This window comes from Borreliella sinica (assembly GCF_033969665.2).
GTDB lineage: Bacteria > Spirochaetota > Spirochaetia > Borreliales > Borreliaceae > Borreliella > Borreliella sinica.
The window spans coordinates 311286-329718 of sequence record NZ_CP135180.1; the positions used below are offsets into that span (position 1 = coordinate 311286).

Annotated in this window: 18 protein-coding genes and 1 tRNA gene; 6 read left to right on the plus strand and 13 right to left on the minus strand. The window is 28.6% G+C overall.

The features are described 5' to 3' along the window. Positions 1-21 precede the first annotated feature (21 nt). Positions 22-1194 (minus strand): methyl-accepting chemotaxis protein, encoded by a 1173-nt coding sequence (locus tag QIA41_RS01385; protein ID WP_320292270.1) that lies wholly within the window; start codon positions 1192-1194, stop codon positions 22-24. A 248-nt stretch (positions 1195-1442) separates the two neighbouring features. After that, the gene (locus QIA41_RS01390) at positions 1443-2030 is read right to left on the minus strand and encodes a hypothetical protein (protein WP_320292271.1); all 588 of its coding nucleotides are present in this window, start codon (positions 2028-2030) and stop codon (positions 1443-1445) included. A gap of 139 nt (positions 2031-2169) precedes the next feature. Here QIA41_RS01390 and QIA41_RS01395 point away from each other — a divergent pair, with 139 nt between their 5' ends. Beyond that, positions 2170-2694 (plus strand): DUF1761 family protein, encoded by a 525-nt coding sequence (locus tag QIA41_RS01395; protein WP_320292272.1) that lies wholly within the window; start codon positions 2170-2172, stop codon positions 2692-2694. A gap of 11 nt (positions 2695-2705) precedes the next feature. Here the strand turns inward: QIA41_RS01395 and pyrG are convergent, their stop codons facing one another. The 4 genes from pyrG to QIA41_RS01415 form a co-directional block, all read right to left on the minus strand. Then, positions 2706-4307 (minus strand): glutamine hydrolyzing CTP synthase, encoded by a 1602-nt coding sequence (gene pyrG, locus QIA41_RS01400; protein ID WP_320292273.1) that lies wholly within the window; start codon positions 4305-4307, stop codon positions 2706-2708. A 190-nt stretch (positions 4308-4497) separates the two neighbouring features. Further along, positions 4498-5349: a hypothetical protein gene (locus tag QIA41_RS01405; protein ID WP_320292274.1), complete on the minus strand. Its 852-nt coding sequence runs from the start codon at positions 5347-5349 to the stop codon at positions 4498-4500. Further along, complete coding sequence (locus QIA41_RS01410) at positions 5342-6163, minus strand: ABC transporter ATP-binding protein (RefSeq protein WP_320292275.1); 822 nt, start codon at positions 6161-6163, stop codon at positions 5342-5344. The genes QIA41_RS01405 and QIA41_RS01410 overlap by 8 nt, the downstream gene beginning before the upstream one ends. A gap of 60 nt (positions 6164-6223) precedes the next feature. Continuing rightward, on the minus strand, positions 6224-7300 hold the full coding sequence (locus tag QIA41_RS01415; protein ID WP_320292276.1) for a glycosyltransferase family 2 protein: 1077 nt from the start codon (positions 7298-7300) through the stop codon (positions 6224-6226). Between the two features lie 200 nt (positions 7301-7500). Here QIA41_RS01415 and pyrH point away from each other — a divergent pair, with 200 nt between their 5' ends. Both pyrH and QIA41_RS01425 read left to right on the plus strand, forming a co-directional pair. After that, positions 7501-8190 (plus strand): UMP kinase, encoded by a 690-nt coding sequence (gene pyrH, locus QIA41_RS01420; protein ID WP_320292277.1) that lies wholly within the window; start codon positions 7501-7503, stop codon positions 8188-8190. Positions 8191-8198: 8 nt separating this feature from the next. Continuing rightward, positions 8199-8282: transfer RNA gene (locus tag QIA41_RS01425), tRNA-Leu, on the plus strand. 133 nt (positions 8283-8415) lie between these two features. On the opposite strand, the gene QIA41_RS01430 is transcribed toward QIA41_RS01425, so the two are convergent. The 6 genes from QIA41_RS01430 to QIA41_RS01455 are packed head-to-tail and all read right to left on the minus strand — an operon-like array spanning position 8416 to position 14862. Next, positions 8416-8790 (minus strand): response regulator, encoded by a 375-nt coding sequence (locus tag QIA41_RS01430; protein WP_002557158.1) that lies wholly within the window; start codon positions 8788-8790, stop codon positions 8416-8418. 40 nt (positions 8791-8830) lie between these two features. Beyond that, positions 8831-10603 carry a BB0569 family chemotaxis protein gene (locus QIA41_RS01435; protein ID WP_320292278.1) on the minus strand — a complete coding sequence of 591 codons (1773 nt, stop codon included), beginning with the start codon at positions 10601-10603 and terminating at the stop codon, positions 8831-8833. Between the two features lie 2 nt (positions 10604-10605). Then, a complete protein-coding gene (locus QIA41_RS01440) occupies positions 10606-11766 on the minus strand; it encodes a CheB methylesterase domain-containing protein (RefSeq protein WP_320292279.1) in 1161 nt (386 codons plus the stop codon). Positions 11767-11821: 55 nt separating this feature from the next. Continuing rightward, a complete protein-coding gene (locus QIA41_RS01445) occupies positions 11822-13981 on the minus strand; it encodes a chemotaxis protein CheA (protein ID WP_320292280.1) in 2160 nt (719 codons plus the stop codon). 15 nt (positions 13982-13996) lie between these two features. Continuing rightward, positions 13997-14308, minus strand: a complete 312-nt coding sequence (locus QIA41_RS01450; RefSeq protein ID WP_320292281.1) for an STAS domain-containing protein — start codon at positions 14306-14308, stop codon at positions 13997-13999. 11 nt (positions 14309-14319) lie between these two features. Further along, on the minus strand, positions 14320-14862 hold the full coding sequence (locus QIA41_RS01455) for a chemotaxis protein CheW (RefSeq protein WP_320292282.1): 543 nt from the start codon (positions 14860-14862) through the stop codon (positions 14320-14322). Between the two features lie 214 nt (positions 14863-15076). Between QIA41_RS01455 and QIA41_RS01460 the strand changes: the two genes are divergently transcribed. From QIA41_RS01460 to QIA41_RS01470, 3 genes are all read left to right on the plus strand, one after another. Beyond that, entirely contained in the window at positions 15077-15661 is a 585-nt protein-coding gene (locus QIA41_RS01460) for a BAPKO_0422 family outer member beta-barrel protein (RefSeq protein ID WP_320292283.1), read from the plus strand. A gap of 82 nt (positions 15662-15743) precedes the next feature. Next, positions 15744-16259 carry a DUF3996 domain-containing protein gene (locus tag QIA41_RS01465; protein WP_320292284.1) on the plus strand — a complete coding sequence of 172 codons (516 nt, stop codon included), beginning with the start codon at positions 15744-15746 and terminating at the stop codon, positions 16257-16259. A gap of 154 nt (positions 16260-16413) precedes the next feature. Next, positions 16414-16953, plus strand: coding sequence for a DUF3996 domain-containing protein (locus QIA41_RS01470; RefSeq protein WP_320292285.1), 540 nt, complete (start codon positions 16414-16416; stop codon positions 16951-16953). A 21-nt stretch (positions 16954-16974) separates the two neighbouring features. Here the strand turns inward: QIA41_RS01470 and gnd are convergent, their stop codons facing one another. Further along, positions 16975-18369 carry a decarboxylating NADP(+)-dependent phosphogluconate dehydrogenase gene (gene gnd / locus QIA41_RS01475; RefSeq protein ID WP_320292286.1) on the minus strand — a complete coding sequence of 465 codons (1395 nt, stop codon included), beginning with the start codon at positions 18367-18369 and terminating at the stop codon, positions 16975-16977. Positions 18370-18433: the final 64 nt, after the last annotated feature.

Sequence of the window (18433 nt, forward strand, 5' to 3'; positions counted from 1 at the left end):
CAACAATTCTTGTCAAATAAATCAAGAAAAAATACTAATTCCTTGATTGTCTAATTCAATTACCATTTTTTTTATGTGCTCAAGTTTTCTGACAATTTCTTCAGATAAGCTCTCAGCTTGAGACAAAAAATCTTTAGCCTGTCTTAAACCAACATCATTGCGATTATCTACTCTAAATATAATTAAAATTTCAGTCGCAAGCTTATTAATATTTAAATGAGGAATATATACCTCTTCCCACAACTGCTTAACAACATCATTCTTAGGAGACAATCCTTTATAAAATAATCCAAACCCATGCTTGGAAGCATCCGTTTGAATAAATACTAGCTTTTGTCCTTCAACAATTAATCTTAAATTATTAATCCAAGAAAATTGCTCTGAGAGAATAAATTCTAGCTCTTTTAAAAATTCATCATTAGAAAGCATAAAAGTATCAGAACTAATCAAAGAATCGCAATTCTTTGAATAATAAGCCATATTGGCATCTATGCCTTCAAGAGCTTCTATCAAAGATGAAAATTCTTCTTGACTTTTTGAAAAGCGTTTAAATATGCTCTCAAGATAATTAAGCTGTTCAAGAATCTCAACAAAAAACTTATCAATATCAATCTGCAAATCTTTAAGGTTATGCGAAATTAAATCTTTAGAAACCTCCTCAATTTCCTTTACAGAAATCATATTCATAACACCCTTTGCCTGATCAGAAAGTCGCTTAATCTCATCTGCAACAACAGAAAATCCTTTACCATATTCTTTAGCTCTTGCAGCCTCAAGCTTTGCATTAAGAGAAATCATATTGGTAGCACCCAGAAAATTACTTATTGTTTCTAAGCTTCCCTGAATCCCAACAATAACAGAAGATATTTGATTTAGCTTTTCCTTGTTATTTTTGCCAATATCACTAAAAATAACGTTTATCTGATCACGAGCAGTATTTGTCATCTTAACAAGCGTAGAAAATATATGATCAAAATCTTCTATTCCAGAAAACAAAATTCTTTGTAATGAGTCAAATCCTACTTTTAAAGAAGCAATGGACGCTTTAGTATGATAAAACCCCTTTAACATTTCCTTAACAGGAGCTTTGTATTCATACGTACTCAAATCTTTTTTGTCATTGACAGGAATATTTAAAAGACTTGAATCAATAATTTTTTCTTTCTTTTTTTTAAAAAACGAGAATTTTTTCATAAAGGGATTTTAACATATTTTTTTTTTTTTGAATAGAACTATAAGTATTTAATCTGACACATTATTGCAAATTTAATATCAAACCAAATACATCGATAAACAAAAAAATATTTTTATAATTAAATAATAAATGGTAAAACTTAACACTTTAACATAAATTTAAGCTTCCACCTTAAACCATAAAACCATCTAAAAATGCAAATTATTCTCCTTACTTAATTATATTTACAACTAATATTAAATTTTATTTACTTTCTTTTTATCCAAGAGTAACGCCCACTAACTTCATTATACTCAAAAAGAGAATCTCTGTAAGAAAAAAAACATAAAAAAATATTAATAAACTCCTCCAATTTAGCCTTAACTTTTGGCAAGTTAAAATCGTTGTCAAAATTAAAAATATCATCTGAGCCTGTTGTAAACAATTTATCATCTTGTTTAAGAATAACTTTTTTGGGCTGCCAAAAAAGAACGTTGGTTTTTTTATCCTGAAGAAAAAATCTATTAAATTCATAATCAAGATCAACTTGATCTGTCTTTGCCTCAATGACCCCAACAATGACACATTTTTCATGATCAATTCTTTTAATCAAAACAGCATCCGTAAGTACAACTCTCTCACCAATTTCAAGAGCAAACTGCTCTTCTATTTCATATTGCTTATTAAAAGGAAGATTTGCAATTTTCCTGAAAAGATTAAGTAGTATGTACTTGGTGCTCATTTCTTTATTGCTTATCCTAAGACAAGGAATCTTCATTCTATACTTAAGCTCATCAAAAAAATATTTAACTAGTCTTTTCATTAAAATAGTTTTTCTAATGTCTTCTTCTTTCATCTAATCCTCCTAATAAAAATTGCCAAAAATTAAAACTATTATACAAATATTAATAAAATCCGAATCTATTAAAAAAATCAAAATATTTTATAATATACTAATTATAACTAAATCATTGAATAAATCGAAAGGAAAAATCATGTTAATTAAATTTATGTTCTCAAACATTAATCCAATATTAATAGTCAGCATGACTTTATTTAAAATATTATTGGAAATAGCATACCGAAAAATATTACTAAAAAAAATAATTGCTAATGTCAAAACATTAAATACTCAAAACCAAGAGTATAAAATAATTGTTATCATCGCTTTGGCTTTAAATCATTTATTACAAAGTTTTTTAATCAACGCTCTTGTCAATTTATTCAACAATTTAATAACTCTGACTAACAACTCCCTTGGAAGCTTAACGGGCTTAAATTACAATGTATTATCTGCAATAGCAATATCTAGCACAATTTGGCTTGCATTTAGTTTGCCTAAAGTAATAAACGATATCATTTATGAAAAAAAATCATTTAATTCAACAATAGCTAATGCTTTTTTTGACCTTTTAATAATAATATTGCTAACCATATTCTCTAAATTATTTTTAAGCTATAAAATATTGCAATTTGAAAACACTACAAACATTAATTTTGAAAACCTGCCTACTCACTAAATAAATAATCTTTAAATACAAGCTTTAATCAGCCCTAAAAATAGCTTGGCCGGATTTTCTATCCTTGTAATAAGTTCTGGATGAAATTGACAAGCTACAAAAAATTTATTTTTAGGAATTTCTATCAATTTTGCTATTTTAAAATCACTTGAAAATCCGGAGACTATAAGTCCATTTTTTTCAAATAAATCTATATACTCATTATTAACTTCATATCTATGCCTAAACCTCTCAATTATCCTATCTTGCCCATAAAGCTTAAAAGCTATTGTACCTTTCTTAAGGATCACAGGATATCCTCCAAGCCTCATTGTAGCACCCTTATCTTTAATTCCCTTTTGTTCAGGAAGTAAATGAATAACAGGACTTTTTAAAGGTTTATCTTTTACTAAATTCTCCTCAGTATCAGCATCAAGTATCCCACAAACATTACGAGCAAATTCTATCACAGCAAGCTGCAAACCAAGACAAATCCCAAGAAAGGGAATATTATTCTCGCGAGCATATTTAATAGCAATAATTTTACCCTTATATCCCTTACTTCCAAAGCCACCAGGAACAATAATACCATCAAACTCTTTTAAACAACTCTCATTTAAATCATTAGAATCAATTAGAGTGCTGTTAATAAGTAAATCCAAATTAGCGGCAACATGGACCAAAGACTCTCTAATTGATGCATAAGAATCGTCAAGATCAGCATACTTACCACAAATAGCAATATTAATAATTTTTTTAGGTACAACAAAATTAGATTTTATGACTCCTACAAGCTTTGAAAGCTCTTCTATTTTTGGATCAACCTTAATATTCAACTTAGAACTTAAAATTTTATGTACACCTTGTTTGTAAAAAGATATGGGAATTTCATAAATAGTAGAAACATCAACATTATCAATAATCGAAGTACTCTCAACATTACAAAACATTGCCACTTTTTTTCTGATTTGATCGGTCAATACTTGAGAGCTTCTAGCAATAATCAAATCAGGGAAAATACCTGCTTTATTTAAAGTTTTAACGCTCTGTTGAGTAGGTTTGGATTTCTGCTCATTAATTCCAGCCGGACTTGGTACATAGGTTAAATGAATAAAAGCAATATTACCACTTCCAATCTCATGCCTTATTTGTCTTACTGTCTCAATAAATAAAATATTTTCCATATCTCCTACAGTTCCACCGATTTCAATTATCAACATCTCACTATTCTCAGAACTTGCAATCTGAAAAATTGTAGATTTGATCTCATCAGTAACATGAGGAATAAGTTGAACTGTTCTTCCCAAATATTTACCTTTTCGCTCATTTTCAAGTATTTTTTTATATATTTTGCCCATTGTAATGTTCCAACTGGACTTAGCATTAAGATTTAGAAACCTCTCATAATGACCAAAATCCATATCAACCTCTCCCCCATCATCAAGGACAAAAACTTCTCCATGCTCAACAGGATTAATGGTCCCGGGATCAGTATTTAAATATCCATCACATTTAATTGGAGTAACCTTAAAATCATATCTAAATAACCTCGCAATACTTGCCGATGTAACTCCCTTACCAATCCCAGAGATCACACCCCCTGTTATTACTAAAATCTTTATTTTTTTTTTCATGTACACCCCAAAATCAAACTTTTAAATTTAAAACCAATTAAGCTTACGCTTAAAAAGAACACACAATCCACATATAAAACATATACACCCGCATTAAAACAAACAAAAGTATTAAACCAAAATGAAAATATTAATGCTTAGTCGAAGAGCTATTTCTAAACCCTTATTCTAAATTTTTAAACAAACTATTTTAATCATAATTAACAAAGCAATATAATGAACCTTTGGTCAAATAATAATAATTAAACATCGCCAAAGAAACTAAAACACCTGCAATAACAAACAAATTGCTTTTTTTCCTAACACTTCCAAATTCTACTATCTTAAAATATGAAGCTAAATATAAAAAACCCCCCAAATTGTAAACCATTTTAAAAAAAAAGTTACCTAAAAATCTATCAAAAGAAAAAATTAAATCTGAAGAACATGGTGAATACTTAAAAACTAAATAAAGAAAAGACGTGAAAAAAAATAATAAAACAATAGCCCCTAAAAAAAATATCAAAACTTTAACAAAAGGATGGGTTTTAAAAGTTATTCTAAAAAACATGAAAATTGAAAAAATAGATACAAAATTAAAGTAGCGAAAAAAGAAAAAATCGTAAAGATACCCTAACTCTAAAAATACAGCATTTCCACTTCTTAAAAAGAATGCATTATCTAAGAACAAAATAATATTCAACCCTAAATAATAAAAAAGTATTAAAATCAAAGGTAATATAAATAAATATTTAATTAAATTGAAAAAATAATGCTCAAAAGTTGAAACGGGCAAAGAAAAATAAAGAATATTTCTAAACGGATCGTGAATTACTTTGTAATAATCATACATAGCAAACATCGATATTATCAATGTTAAAACAAAAATTTTGGGAACAAAAAATCTTAAAAAATCAATTGCTGAAAAATTAAAATAAAATCTAATGAGCAAATAAGATATAAATATCATTCCTAAAATTTGAACTATTGATAAAATGTAAAGTTTTTTATTATAAAAAAAATCAAAATAAAATAAATTCAAAAATCTTCTTAAGCTAAACATCTTTTATTACCCTATCCTTTTTATTTTCAGTAACATACAAAAAGAAAAATTCAATATCAACAGCCTCATCTCCACTGCTACTCTCAAAATAAAGCGCCTTAAACCCATCTTTATTTTTTTCATAATACAATTCATTTCCATTAAGTTCACTCATAATTTTAATCTTATAATTTTTATTAATATAAGATACTGAATTGGAAAAAAGAATTGACTTTTCTCCAACAATAATTAAATAATCTACAACCCCTGTCAAATCCCTTACATTGTGACCCGTAATAAAAATGATCCTGTCATTTAAATTATAAAAAATGTTTCTAAAAACATTTTTTGAAACAATATCAAGACTATTTGTTGGCTCGTCAAACAACAAACAAGAAACATTTGTGGCTAGAGAAAATGCAATAATACTTTTTTTCTTTTGCCCAAAAGAAGCTGAGGATAAATCAAGAGAAATATCGAGGTTAAAATCCAATAAATATTTTTCAAAATCTGACTTATTAAAATTTGGATAAAATCTAGACAGAGCTTTACTGTACTCGGCTAAAGACAATCTAGGAAGTGAAAATTCTTCGGGAACAAAGAATAAATTCACTAAATTTAAGGGGTCTCTTGGAAAAGCTGCTAAAGAATTGAATAAAATCTTCCCTTTTAATGGCTCTAAAAGTCCACTTACAAGTTTAAGCAAAGTTGTTTTTCCAACTCCATTTTTACCAAGAAGCAAATAAGTTTGGGGGGTTTCAATGTTTAAATTTAAATCCGAATAAACTTCTTTTCTACCATAGGAAAATTTTACATCTACAACTTCAATAGCCATAAATACTCCTTAACATTAGGGTCAAAATCTTAAAAAATTAATTAAGATAAAAAGACAAATTCAATTTTTTATGAACAAATTATAAATAAATATAGAAAAATTTACATAAAGCCTTGAACTAAAATTCCAAATTTTTAACATAATCCTAGGTAAAATTTGAATTTCGTTAAATCCAAAATTTTTTACATATTCATAGCAATCTTGAAATTCGGATAACCCTTTAATCTCATCAAGAACAGAAATAAGTTTTTCTTTGTAAGCCCTATAAACAAGTTTATCGGAAATATTCCAACCAATAATATAAATTTGCTTAAAAGAAATAAAATAATAAAATTGTAAGAAAAATCTTTTATACAAATGTTGATATTCGTTAAAAACACCTTCTTTTTTTAATAAAGTTTCTATTGCAGTAAGAGATGCTTTGGCTTTATGTAAAACACTAATAGAAGAACTCATGCTTCCTATTCTTTGGAAGTTAGTATAAAAATAATTATTTACAAAAGAAACCTTAGAGGCTTTTAAAAAAATTTGCATAACAAAAACTATATCTTCAAATACTACATTTTGCTGGCGAATATTATTTTTTAAGATTAATTCTCGTCTAATCAATTTATCCCACAAAGTTCCCACAACAAAATTTTTCCTTCCAAAAGTAGCATAAACGGTAAAAAGTAAATTTTTAAGTGCCTCCTTACCTGTTAAAGGGTAATTGGGAAAGGGAAGAAGGGATTTTCTTTTTACATTTATTGCAAGAAAATAAACATAAAATTGGGAACAAACAATATCAGAATTATCAGCCTTTGCTCTATTATATAAAACTTCAAGCATAGTGCTTTCTACAGAATCATCACTATCCCAATAAATAACATATTCTCCTTGAGCCTCAAAAAGTCCCTTGTCTCTAGAAGCAGAAAGCCCCATATTTTTTTGACTAAAAATTTTAATAAAACTATACTTATTGGCGTATTTTTCTGCTATCTCTAAACTACTGTCATAAGAACCATCATTAATTAATATAATTTCTTTATCTTTTAATGTTTGATTAACAGCGTCCTTTATCATTGCATCAAGAGTTTCAGCCGAATTAAAAAAACAAATAATAACAGAAACTTTATACTTATGCACAATATCCTCCAAAATAAAAACTGCTAAGTAAAACCATAGCTAAAACACTTAACAACAAATTCTTTTAATTTTTTGCATAACAATTAAATTGTAATATATAATTAACAAGTTTGTATTGTTTTAAACTGATTTTTAATGAAAAGTTTAGCAGAAATTGCTATATTATTAAAAGTAAAAAATTTAAAAAACATTAACCTAAATAAGGAGCTTGAATGCTTAAAATAATAAGTCTTGGGGGAGGAGTAATAAATTCAAATCAAATCAACATAGAATTCATTAAAAATTTTAAAAACTTTGTTTTTAAATGGTTATTAGAAAATGAAAAAAGAAAAATCATTTTAATAATTGGCGGGGGAAAAGTTGCAAGGGAATACCAAGAAGCCTATAGAAAAATCAATCCTGATTTTAAAGTTAATGAGCTTGATGAGATCGGGATAATGTCAACAAAGTTGAACGCAGAATTTATGTCTAAAGTAATGAATCTCCATTGTAAAGATAAAATTGTCACCAATCCTTTAAAAAATTTTTCCTTTAAAGGGAAAATACTAATTGCTTCAGGCTGGAAATCGGGATTTTCAACAGATTACATTGCTGTAAAATTCGCAGAAAAATTTAATAAAAAAGATATTATAAATATAACAAACGTAAATCAAGTTTATGATAAAGATCCGAAAAAATTTAAAAACGCAACGGCCTTTGAAAAATTAAATTGGAAGCAATTACAAAACATTGTGGGTCAAAAGTGGAACCCAGGCTTAAATTTGCCTTTTGATCCAATAGCAACAAAACTCTCCTCAAAACTTGGACTTACCCTTTACATAGTAAATGGAAATAATATTGAAAATTTAGAAAAAGTTTTCAATAAAAATAATGATTTTTTTGGTACTGTTATAGTAAAATAAAAATTAATGCCGGTATGGCGGAATTGGTAGACGCGTCAGACTCAAAATCTGATGAAGGCAACTTCGTGTCGGTTCGACTCCGACTACCGGTATTCTAATTATTTTATAGAAGCCTCAGAATTACTAGCTATTACTGCCTAGCAGCAGCTTAAGTTAAATAAAATTAAATTTCGTAAATATTTATAATAAAGCTTTAAAAGCTAAAAATTAATTGCAAATAAAATCTTAAAATATCTTTGAAATTGTTTTCATTAAAGCTTCAGGATTAAAAGGCTTAACAAGCCAACCAGTAGCACCAGCTTTACGGCCCTCATCAACCTTAGATTGCTCAGATTCAGTGGTAAGAACTAGTATAGGGACAAAGCTGCCAAATTCTCTTATCTGCTTAATAACACCAATGCCGTCTAAATTAGGCATATTGATATCTGTAATAACAAGATCAAAATCTTTGTCTCCTTGACCAACTGCTTCTTTAAACTTTAAAACCCCTTCTAAACCATCCTTTGCTTCTGAAACCCCAAACCCGTTTTGCTCTAAAATATAAGCAACGCTTTGCCTTATTGCCCTATTATCATCAATTACCAATATTCTTTTTTTCATCTAATTTTCTCCTAAAACCCTCCTAAAAAGTATATAAAAATTAAAATAAAATTACACTACCCTCATCAAAGGAATGAACATCCTTAGCTTCTTCTATCAAAGATAATAAGTGCTTTTTGTGGACAAATAAAGTAAATCGATTAGCAATTCTATTAACAAATTCTTTATCTTCAATTTCAACAGATTGAATCCCGGCTTTAGATAATTCCAAATTAAGATTAAAATTTATTTTACTTTCCATATTGCTTAAAAAATTGTCTATATCTAAAAGAGAATTTTTTAAATTCCTAACATTGTAAACTTCTAATTTCATTTCTTCAAATATTTCCATAAACTCAATCGAAAAGACCTCATAAGATAAAATATTATCAATAGCTATGCTTTTAATATCAAGAATATCATTTTTAATTTCCATAAACAATTTCTTAAATTTATTAAAATAATTTCTTTCAAGATAAAATCTATTGTCATAATCCTTAACAACTTTTTCAAGAAAAAAGATTATTTGATCTAAAAATTCTATTCCCTTGGTAATATTAGAATCAATCTCTTTGATAATTTTTGACATTTCCGAAATATTACCTTCCATAGCCTTAAGTTCCGATCTTTTTACAACTTCTATTTTCGATGCGATATTAATATTTTGGAATCTAGCAGAAATAGCTGAAATATTTGAAAACATTAACTCTAATGATTTTATAAGCTTAACCTGTTCATAATATAAATTTAAAAAATTAGAATTATTCTTCTCAACATCATCAATTCTTCTAAGCAGATCAGACAAAATGTTAGAAAATTGTTCTATTATTTTGGGAATATCTATGTATAAAGAATTATCAGATCTTAAATCGTTAATAGTTTGAATAGAACTAAGAGAAGCATCAATAAATTTTTCAAAAATAGTATAATTTTTTTCAAGCTTTTCAAGAACATCCCTTACTATAACTTTTGACGTATCAGTAAAAATTGATAAAATTTTTAATTTTTGAATCTCGCTTATATCCCTAAATTTAAAAACATCAATATTAGAATACATAATATTTAAATGTTGCAAAGACTGAGTTAGCCTGTCTTGGAACTGAAGATAAGAAATAGAATTTACAAGTTTAAACTTAAATTCGAATAAAACTTTTAAAATATCATCGTAAAGAGCAATAACGCTTCCTATTCCATCTGAAAAGGCATCAATTTTTTTCATTAAATTATCTCTAAATTCTTCAAGAATTTTATTTTCAGCCGTATTGCTTTCATATACTTGATTTTTAGCCCTATCTAGACCAATTTTAACTTCACGACCCTTGCTAGTAAGTTGATCTGCCTGTTTAATCATAGATTGGGTTAAAACCTTAATTTCACTAGTAATATAAGAAAAAGCTCCCCCAGCCTTACCAGCTCTCATAGCAACTGTTAACGTATTAATAGACATTATTTCCATATCAAGAGAGCTTTTTTTCATTCTTTCAATCACATCTTCAAGAATTTCTATATCCTTAACCTTACTCCGTATTATACTAAACTGAGATTCAAGAGAAGTTGTTGAAGAATTAAAGTAAGCAACAAAATCATCCAATGCTCCTATAATCTTAGCTATGAAATTATTCAAAGAAGTATCATTATCAAGATCGAGATTAGAAATTAAATCAATACTAAAAGATAAATCCTTGGAATCTTTAGAAATTTTTTCTATTAATTTAGGAATTGATTTGCTCAAATTTGAATAAATATGCCTTGCACTCTCATCAAAAACTTCAAGTTTATAAAATAAGGTCGCCAAATAATCATTGACAAAAAAATCATTATTATCATTACCCATTGCTAAGATCTCCTCAGAATATGATCTGCTATTTTATTTAAAGGAAGGATTTTATCTACAGCTCCTATTTTTATAGCTTCCATGGGCATACCGAAAACAACAGAAGTTTCTTGATTCTGAGCAATAGTATAAGCCCCATTTTTTTTCATTTCAAGCATACAAATAGCACCATCATCTCCCATACCAGTAAGGATAACGCCAATAGCATTAGCGCCCGCATACATTGCAGCAGATCTAAAAAGCACATTTACAGAAGGCTTATGTCTACTAACAAGAGGTCCATCTAATAAGTTTACAAAATAATTTCCACCACCATATTTTACAATCAAATGATAACTTCCATTAGCAATTATTACAAGGCCTGGCCGAAGAATGTCTCCATCTTCGGCCTCTTTAATATCAATATTAAACTCATTGTTTAAGTTTTTTGCAAAAGATCTTGTAAATCCTCCCGGCATATGTTGAACAATAATAATTGGGGGAGAATCTTTTTTAAAAGAACTTAAAAAAATTCTTAACGCCTCTGTACCACCTGTTGAAGAGCCTACAACAATAATTTTGCCAGTTTTGTGTTTATTAAGAAGACCCTGATATTTAATAATAACATCTGGATCATTTTTGGGAGCAAAATTAATAACATCAGTAACTCTATAGCTTTTTCTTATGCTCGAATCATCTAAAGCATTCCCTCTCAACAACCCCACTTTAGAATGATTAGAAAAATCAGGTGCATGAATCCTTTTAACTTCATAAGAAGATATTAATTTATTTTTACCTAAATTTTTTAACTCCAACTTTATTAAAGCTAAATAATTGCTACGAAATAAATCAACTGTAAGTTTGAAATTAAGCTTATTTATTATTAATTTAACCTTTTCTTTACTTTGCTCAAGAAATCCAAAATTTGGAAACATTTCATTTTGTGCAATAAATACAACCGGAAGCGATATATTATTAAGAACATTGTTCAAAGAACTTCCAAAATTAGACTTTGCCGTATTCTCATCAATAATAACTAAATCTGGAAACTTTTGTAAAAATACATTAATAAGATTCAAAGAATTAAAACCAGCATTTAATATCTCAACATCATTATCTTTAGAAAAAGCCCTAACAAAAACCTGCTTTATAAGACCTTGAATATCAATTACTAATATCTTCATTATTATATTTTAATATTTTTAACCTTTAAAACCAAAAATCTGCTTTTTAGATTTTTTATCTTATAAGCTTAGTTATTGCATCTATATCAACAACTAAAGCCAAACTTCCATCACCAAGTATAGTAGCTCCAGAGACCCCTTCCACTCTAGAATAAATCTTACCCAAAGCTTTTATAACAGTTTGATGTTGGCCCAAAACCTCGTCAACCACAATGCCCATTTTTCCACTATTTGTGTTGACAACAACAACTTGCTCACTCAAGCTCTTCTTGTTAGAAACCTTAAAAAACTCTCTAAGACGAATATAACTAATCATACTACCCCTATAATTCATTACATTGCCTTTAGTTTCAACCCCATCTATTTGAGAAATTAACTTATTGGATTCTAAACAAGACTCAACATTAGATAGAGGAATAATAAAATACTCATCTTTTACTCTAACAAGCCAGCCCTCAATAATAGCCAAGGTCAATGGAAAAATTAATTTAGTTCTAGTATATTTGCCAAGTTCGCTTTCAAGTACAACATGTCCCCTTAAGGATTCAACCTGCTTCTTAACAACATCCATGCCAACTCCACGACCTGACATATCGGTGACAGAACTTGCAGTTGAGAATCCAGGTTCAAAAATTAAATTATAAACATCAATATCTGATAAGCTTTTAGCAACTGCGTCAGAAATTATATTGCGCTCTATGGCCTTTTCAAGTATTTTATTCTTATCAAGCCCTCTTCCATCATCCTCAATAACAACAATCACAGAATCTCCAGCTTGACAAGCTGACAGCTTAATAATACCTTTGGGATCCTTTCCCAACCTTTCTCTTTCTTCAGACGATTCAATTCCATGATCTATTGAATTGCGAATTAAATGAACCAAAGGTTCATTAAGCTTTTCAATAATACTTTTATCAAGAACAGTATCGCCTCCAGAAGCATGATAAAGAATTGACTTACCAAGACTAGCGGATAAATCTTTTACTATCCTTTGAAATTTTACAAACAAAATCTCAATAGGAACTGTTCTAAGACCTGTTGTATAATCTCTAAGTTCATTAATAAGTAAAGAGAATTCTGCTGATATTGAATTTAAAACATTACTATTCTTATTTTCAGCCTCTTTTGAAAGTTTCGATTGTATTGTAACAAGCTCCCCAACAAGATTTACCAAATGGTCAAGCTTTTTAGAGTCTACCTTAATACTAGCAATATTAACTTTGCTTCTAGCAGTATCATCTTGGACATTGGATTTATTTTTATCTCCAGTAATAAAGGATTTCCCAACAAATTCCGATTTTTTAAATGAAGAATTTACAGAATCTTTAGCGTTTCTATTCAAGCTTAATAAATTAAAATTTTTAAGCTCAACATTATCGCCTTTATCTGCTTCAAAGCATTTATCCAGCTCTTGAATATCTATTTTTGATTGAGAATCCAAAAATATAAAAATATCCTCAATACCCTCTTTACTCTCTTCTGTATCCAATCTTATCTCCCAATCAACATAAACATTATCAGGAGAAATAAGCTCTAAATCAGGAATATTATCTACCTTAGCTCTAACATAACCACTGCCCAAATCAAGCAACTTGTTCAACAAATTTATAGGTTTGTGCCCATGAAATAAAATACCCTTAGCAGGAGAAAAAAGAATTTTGTAACTCTTAAATTCAGATCGCAAAGCCTCATCATCAAACTTATTGTCTGAATCTACTTTATTATCTGAATCTACTTTAGCAAACTCTTCTAAAACAGGACTGTTGTTAGACCCTGAAAAATTATTTTCTAAAGTTTCTTGAAAAGCACCCTTAACATTAGAAGCTTCAAGAACATTTCTAATTTCATTTACTAAAAACTGCTTGCGCCTATTAAAGTCATCTTCAGAAATTACCTCATCACCCTCAATAAGCTCCCTAATAAAATCCACAGACATTAAAGTAGCATCAATAGCGGCTTGATTAAAAATAGCCCTACCATCTTTTACAACATCAAGAACTGTTTCTATTTCATGAACAAGAGATGCTGTAAAATTAAAGCCAAACATGCCAGAACTTCCCTTTATAGTATGTAAATTTCTAAAAATAGAATTAATAACATCTTGATCCGAGCTTGCCTCAAGATTAAGAAGTGCTTGTTCAATATCCGAAATATTCTCTATTGATTCTTCCTTAAAGGAATTCTTAAATTTATCAATCACATCACTACTATCCATAAGCTTTCCTTAAATCTAAAATCCGACTAAATTAAGTCCCAAATCGAAACTATCAACATCTTCAATGTCTATCAAAAAACCCCCATATATTAATGAACTTAAAACCTCGTCGGATGGATACTCAATCTTTACAAATAAATTTCTATTCTTAGCATATTTATTAGAAGCATACAAAATTTGTATAAAAGTGATATCTATTTTTTCAACATTTGAAAGATCAATAGTAAGAGTATCTCCTTCTTTCATTTCTTTAAAAATATGCAACAAATCTTCTTTTACCTTAAAAATACTATTTACTACAAGCTCCCCTTCCGGCTTATAAATCATAGCTTAAACTCCTATTGCTGCTGATATTCAGGGTCATATATTGTTGTATTTCTAAATTTAGAAAGCTCTCTAACGTCAAATAAATTTTCTACATCTAAGATAATAATAAATTTATTATTACTCTTACCAATTCCTGAAATAAATTTTGAATTAAACCCTGACCCAATCTTAGGAGCATCATCAATACTAAATGGATCTAATTCAAGAACTTCATTGACATAATCTACTAAAATTCCAAGATTAAACTCATCTCCCTCATGAACTAAAGTTAATATAATAATATTTGAAACATTAACTCCCTTATTCTTTTTTTTATCATCCTCGTCAACAAAGCGATCGCTCATTCCGAATTGTTTTCGAATATCAATTATTGGAACAATTTTACCCCTATTATTTATTATTCCTGCCATGTAACTGGGAGTCCTTGGGATTTTTGATATCTTAGTATATTCCAAAACCTCAACAACATACTTAATCTCAATAGCATAAAGTTCGTCCAAACTAAATAAAAGATACTGACTTAAGGAATTTTGCATATCTGAATCCATTCCCATAAACACCCCTTTAAATGCAATTTAAATAGCAAATAAAAATATTAATATCAAGATTAATATTACCTCATATATTTATAAATACAAATTAGAAATTAATAAAATTTAATTTCTAATAAACAAAAAAGACATAATTTTAGCAGAATTCTATCTTATAATTTAAATATAAAGTCGAAGTTTAATTTATATTAATACACCAAGCAGAAAAAAGTTAACAATGCAAAGAAAAAACAAACTAATCAGATTATTAATAATAATTGTATTATTTTTCAATATTGAGGATATTTTCACAAATGAAAAATCTAAAAACAATACAACTGGGCTAAAAGAAGATAGTCTAAAACCAAAAACTAAAATAAAATTTGGCCTTATTCTGCCTTACCCTACTGCAATAGAATTCAGCATTAATAACTTTGATATTGGAATGGGAGTAACAATACTGAGTGTCTCAGAATTTCTTCCAAAATCACCAATAATATTGCTATTTAAAACATACTTTGACTATATGTTTTTAAATTTAAGAATTAAAAATTCGAATTTTATCTTTTTCTTAGGATCCGGCCTATTTTTTGAAATAGGCAAAATCATAAACCCAAATTCAAAAAATTTTTTTACTGGAATTACCTATAAAATCGGGGTAGGTTTGCCCATAGGAATAATATATGAAGCTTATTATGATGTTATTGAAATTATAATAAAAACAACGCCGTCGATTTTTATTGGTCAATTACCTAACGGAAATTTAATGTTCCCAATAAAGGGCAACTTCTCTATCGGAATAAAAGGTTCTTTTAAGATATAGTTTTTACTTTTTAGATAAAAGAAATTTTTGAACTAAAATTCATTTTAAAAGGTAAGTTTTAAACTTAGGAGATAACAAAATAATGAGAAAAAAAATTATTATGTTAATTATTATTTTACTAGCCCCAATCTCGGGATTTACCAATTCAAAAGAATCTGCAAGGGGTAAATTTGGAGCAGGAATCATACTGCCACTACCGATTGCCTTACAAATTAATATGGGTAACTTTGATCTTGACATTGGTCTTTACAGCGGAGTACATAATTTATTTTCAGATTGGAAAACCCTGTTTATAGCATTGGACTATATTTTCTACATACATACATTCCCAGGAGCTGCTAATATTTTGGATTTTTCAGTTGGAGCTGGGGGGTATGGAACAATATGGTTTTCAAGATTTGGTAGCGGTCAATCGGGCTCCGGATTAGTAAGCATTGGAGCAAGACTGCCTTTGGCTTTAAATCTTGCCGTATTTAGAAAAAAATTCGACATATTCTTACGAATAGCACCGGGGCTTGGAATGAATATTTGGAACGGTGGCGTTGGACTTGGATGGGAAATATTTGCGGGATTAGGGCTAAGATTCTGGTTTACTTAAACAATTATTCTTTTTTTAAAAAAGAATAATTGTTTAAGGTTAGTTCACTCTAAAAAGATTAAGCATGAAACTTAAATAATCAAAAACCTTTTTCGTAGTTTTAAAATTCAAAGATAAAATATTATAATAATAAGACAAAATTTGGGAGACAATAGTGAAAAAAACCTTCATATTATTCATCATGATTACAAATATATCTACAAATAGTTTCGCAAAAGACTCATATTTAACTAGAGGCATTGGCTTTGGAGCAGGCATTGGAAATCCAATTATTAACTTAATAATGTCATTTCCTTTTATTGACTTTGAAATAGGCTATGGTGGTAGTAATGGAATAAATTTATCGGGACTGAAGCTTGAATCAAAATTTTATGATTTTAATTTATTACTAATAGCAGCACTTGATTTTATTTTTACAATATCTTTGATAAAAAATTTAAATTTAGGAGTTGGAATAGGGGGAAATCTAAGCTTATCATCTCACACATCTAAATTAATAAATATAGAATTGGGCTTTGGAATGAGAATTCCATTGGTTATTTTTTACGACATTACAGAAAATTTAGAAATAGGTATAAAAATAGCACCCTCAATAGAATTCATCTCAAATACAAGATCTCTTGCACAACACAGAACTTACTCAGGCATAAAATCAAACTTTGCTGCAGGAATATTTGCTAAGTACTATATTTAATCAACACAATGACCATTAAATTTATTGCCAAGCACTATGAAAAAATTCACCTCGTTTTGAGTCTAATCTTTCAAAAGAGTGGGCACCAAAAAAGTCTCTTTGTGCTTGAATTAGGTTAGAAGGCAAATAATTAGTGGAATAAGAATCTAAAAAAGAAAGACTGGCATAAAACGCCGGCATTGGAATTCCAATTTCACTGGCTTTTGAAATTATTCTTCTCAAAGATCTGTGATTATTTTTTAATAAATCTAAGAAATAATCATCAAAAAGCAAATTAATAAGATGGGGATTTTTATCATAAGCTAATTTAATTTTATCTAAAAAACTGCTGCGAATAATACAACCCTCTCTCCAAACTAAAGAAATTTTACCCAAATTTAAATCCCAACCATAATTCACAGATGCGATCTTAAGCATCATAAAACCTTGAGCATAAGCTACTATTTTTGAAACTAAAAGAGCATAATAAAGATCCAAAATCCAATCACTAAGTTCAAACTCAAAAGAAACGGTATCCATCTTAAGCAAATCGCTAGCAATAATCCTTTCGTGTTTTAACCCCGACATAAATCTTGAAAAAACAGATTCAATAATTAAATTCACGGGCATACCAAATTCTAGAGCATCAATGGATGTCCAAACACCAGTACCTTTTTGATTTGCAACATCTAAAATCTTATCAACCAAATATTCATTATTTTCTTTATATTTAAGAATTTTAGAAGTTATTTCTAGCAAATAACCTGAAAGATCGCTTTCATTCCACTTTTCAAAAACTTCAGAAATTTTTGAATTGTCTAAATTGAAAGCTTTTTTCATGAAAAAATAAACCTCACTGATAAGTTGCATATCAGCGTATTCCACCCCATTATGTACCATTTTAACATAATGCCCAGAACCATTCTCTCCAATATAAGTCGAACAAATATCATTATTTTTGGTTTTAGCCGCAATTTTATTCAACATAGGTTCAAGAATTTCATAAGCTGATTTACTTCCTCCATACATTAGCGCAGGACCAAATCTTGCTCCTCTTTCTCCTCCAGAAATTCCAAGTCCTACAAAATAAATATCCTTAGCAAACAATTCCTTTTCCAATTTCATCGTACTCTTATAATGAGAGTTTCCACCGTCAACAATTATGTCCGACTTATTTAAAAAGGGTAAAATTTGCTCAACAACTTTTTCTACAGCTGAACTTGCCACCATTAAAATGATTTTTTTTGGGCTTTTCAAGCTTTTAACAAAAGATTCAATATCCTTAAAGCCATTTATCTTTTTATGAGAATTTTGTTTAACAAAAATTTCAGTTTTTTCATTATCTCTATTGTAAACAGAAACATTAAAACCATTATCAGCAATATTTAGAGCTAAATTGCCCCCCATAACACCAAGACCATAAATTCCTACATCCATTGCATTCTCCTCGATTCTAATTTTCTATTCTAAATAAATTGCTTTATTTATTATTTTAGATTAT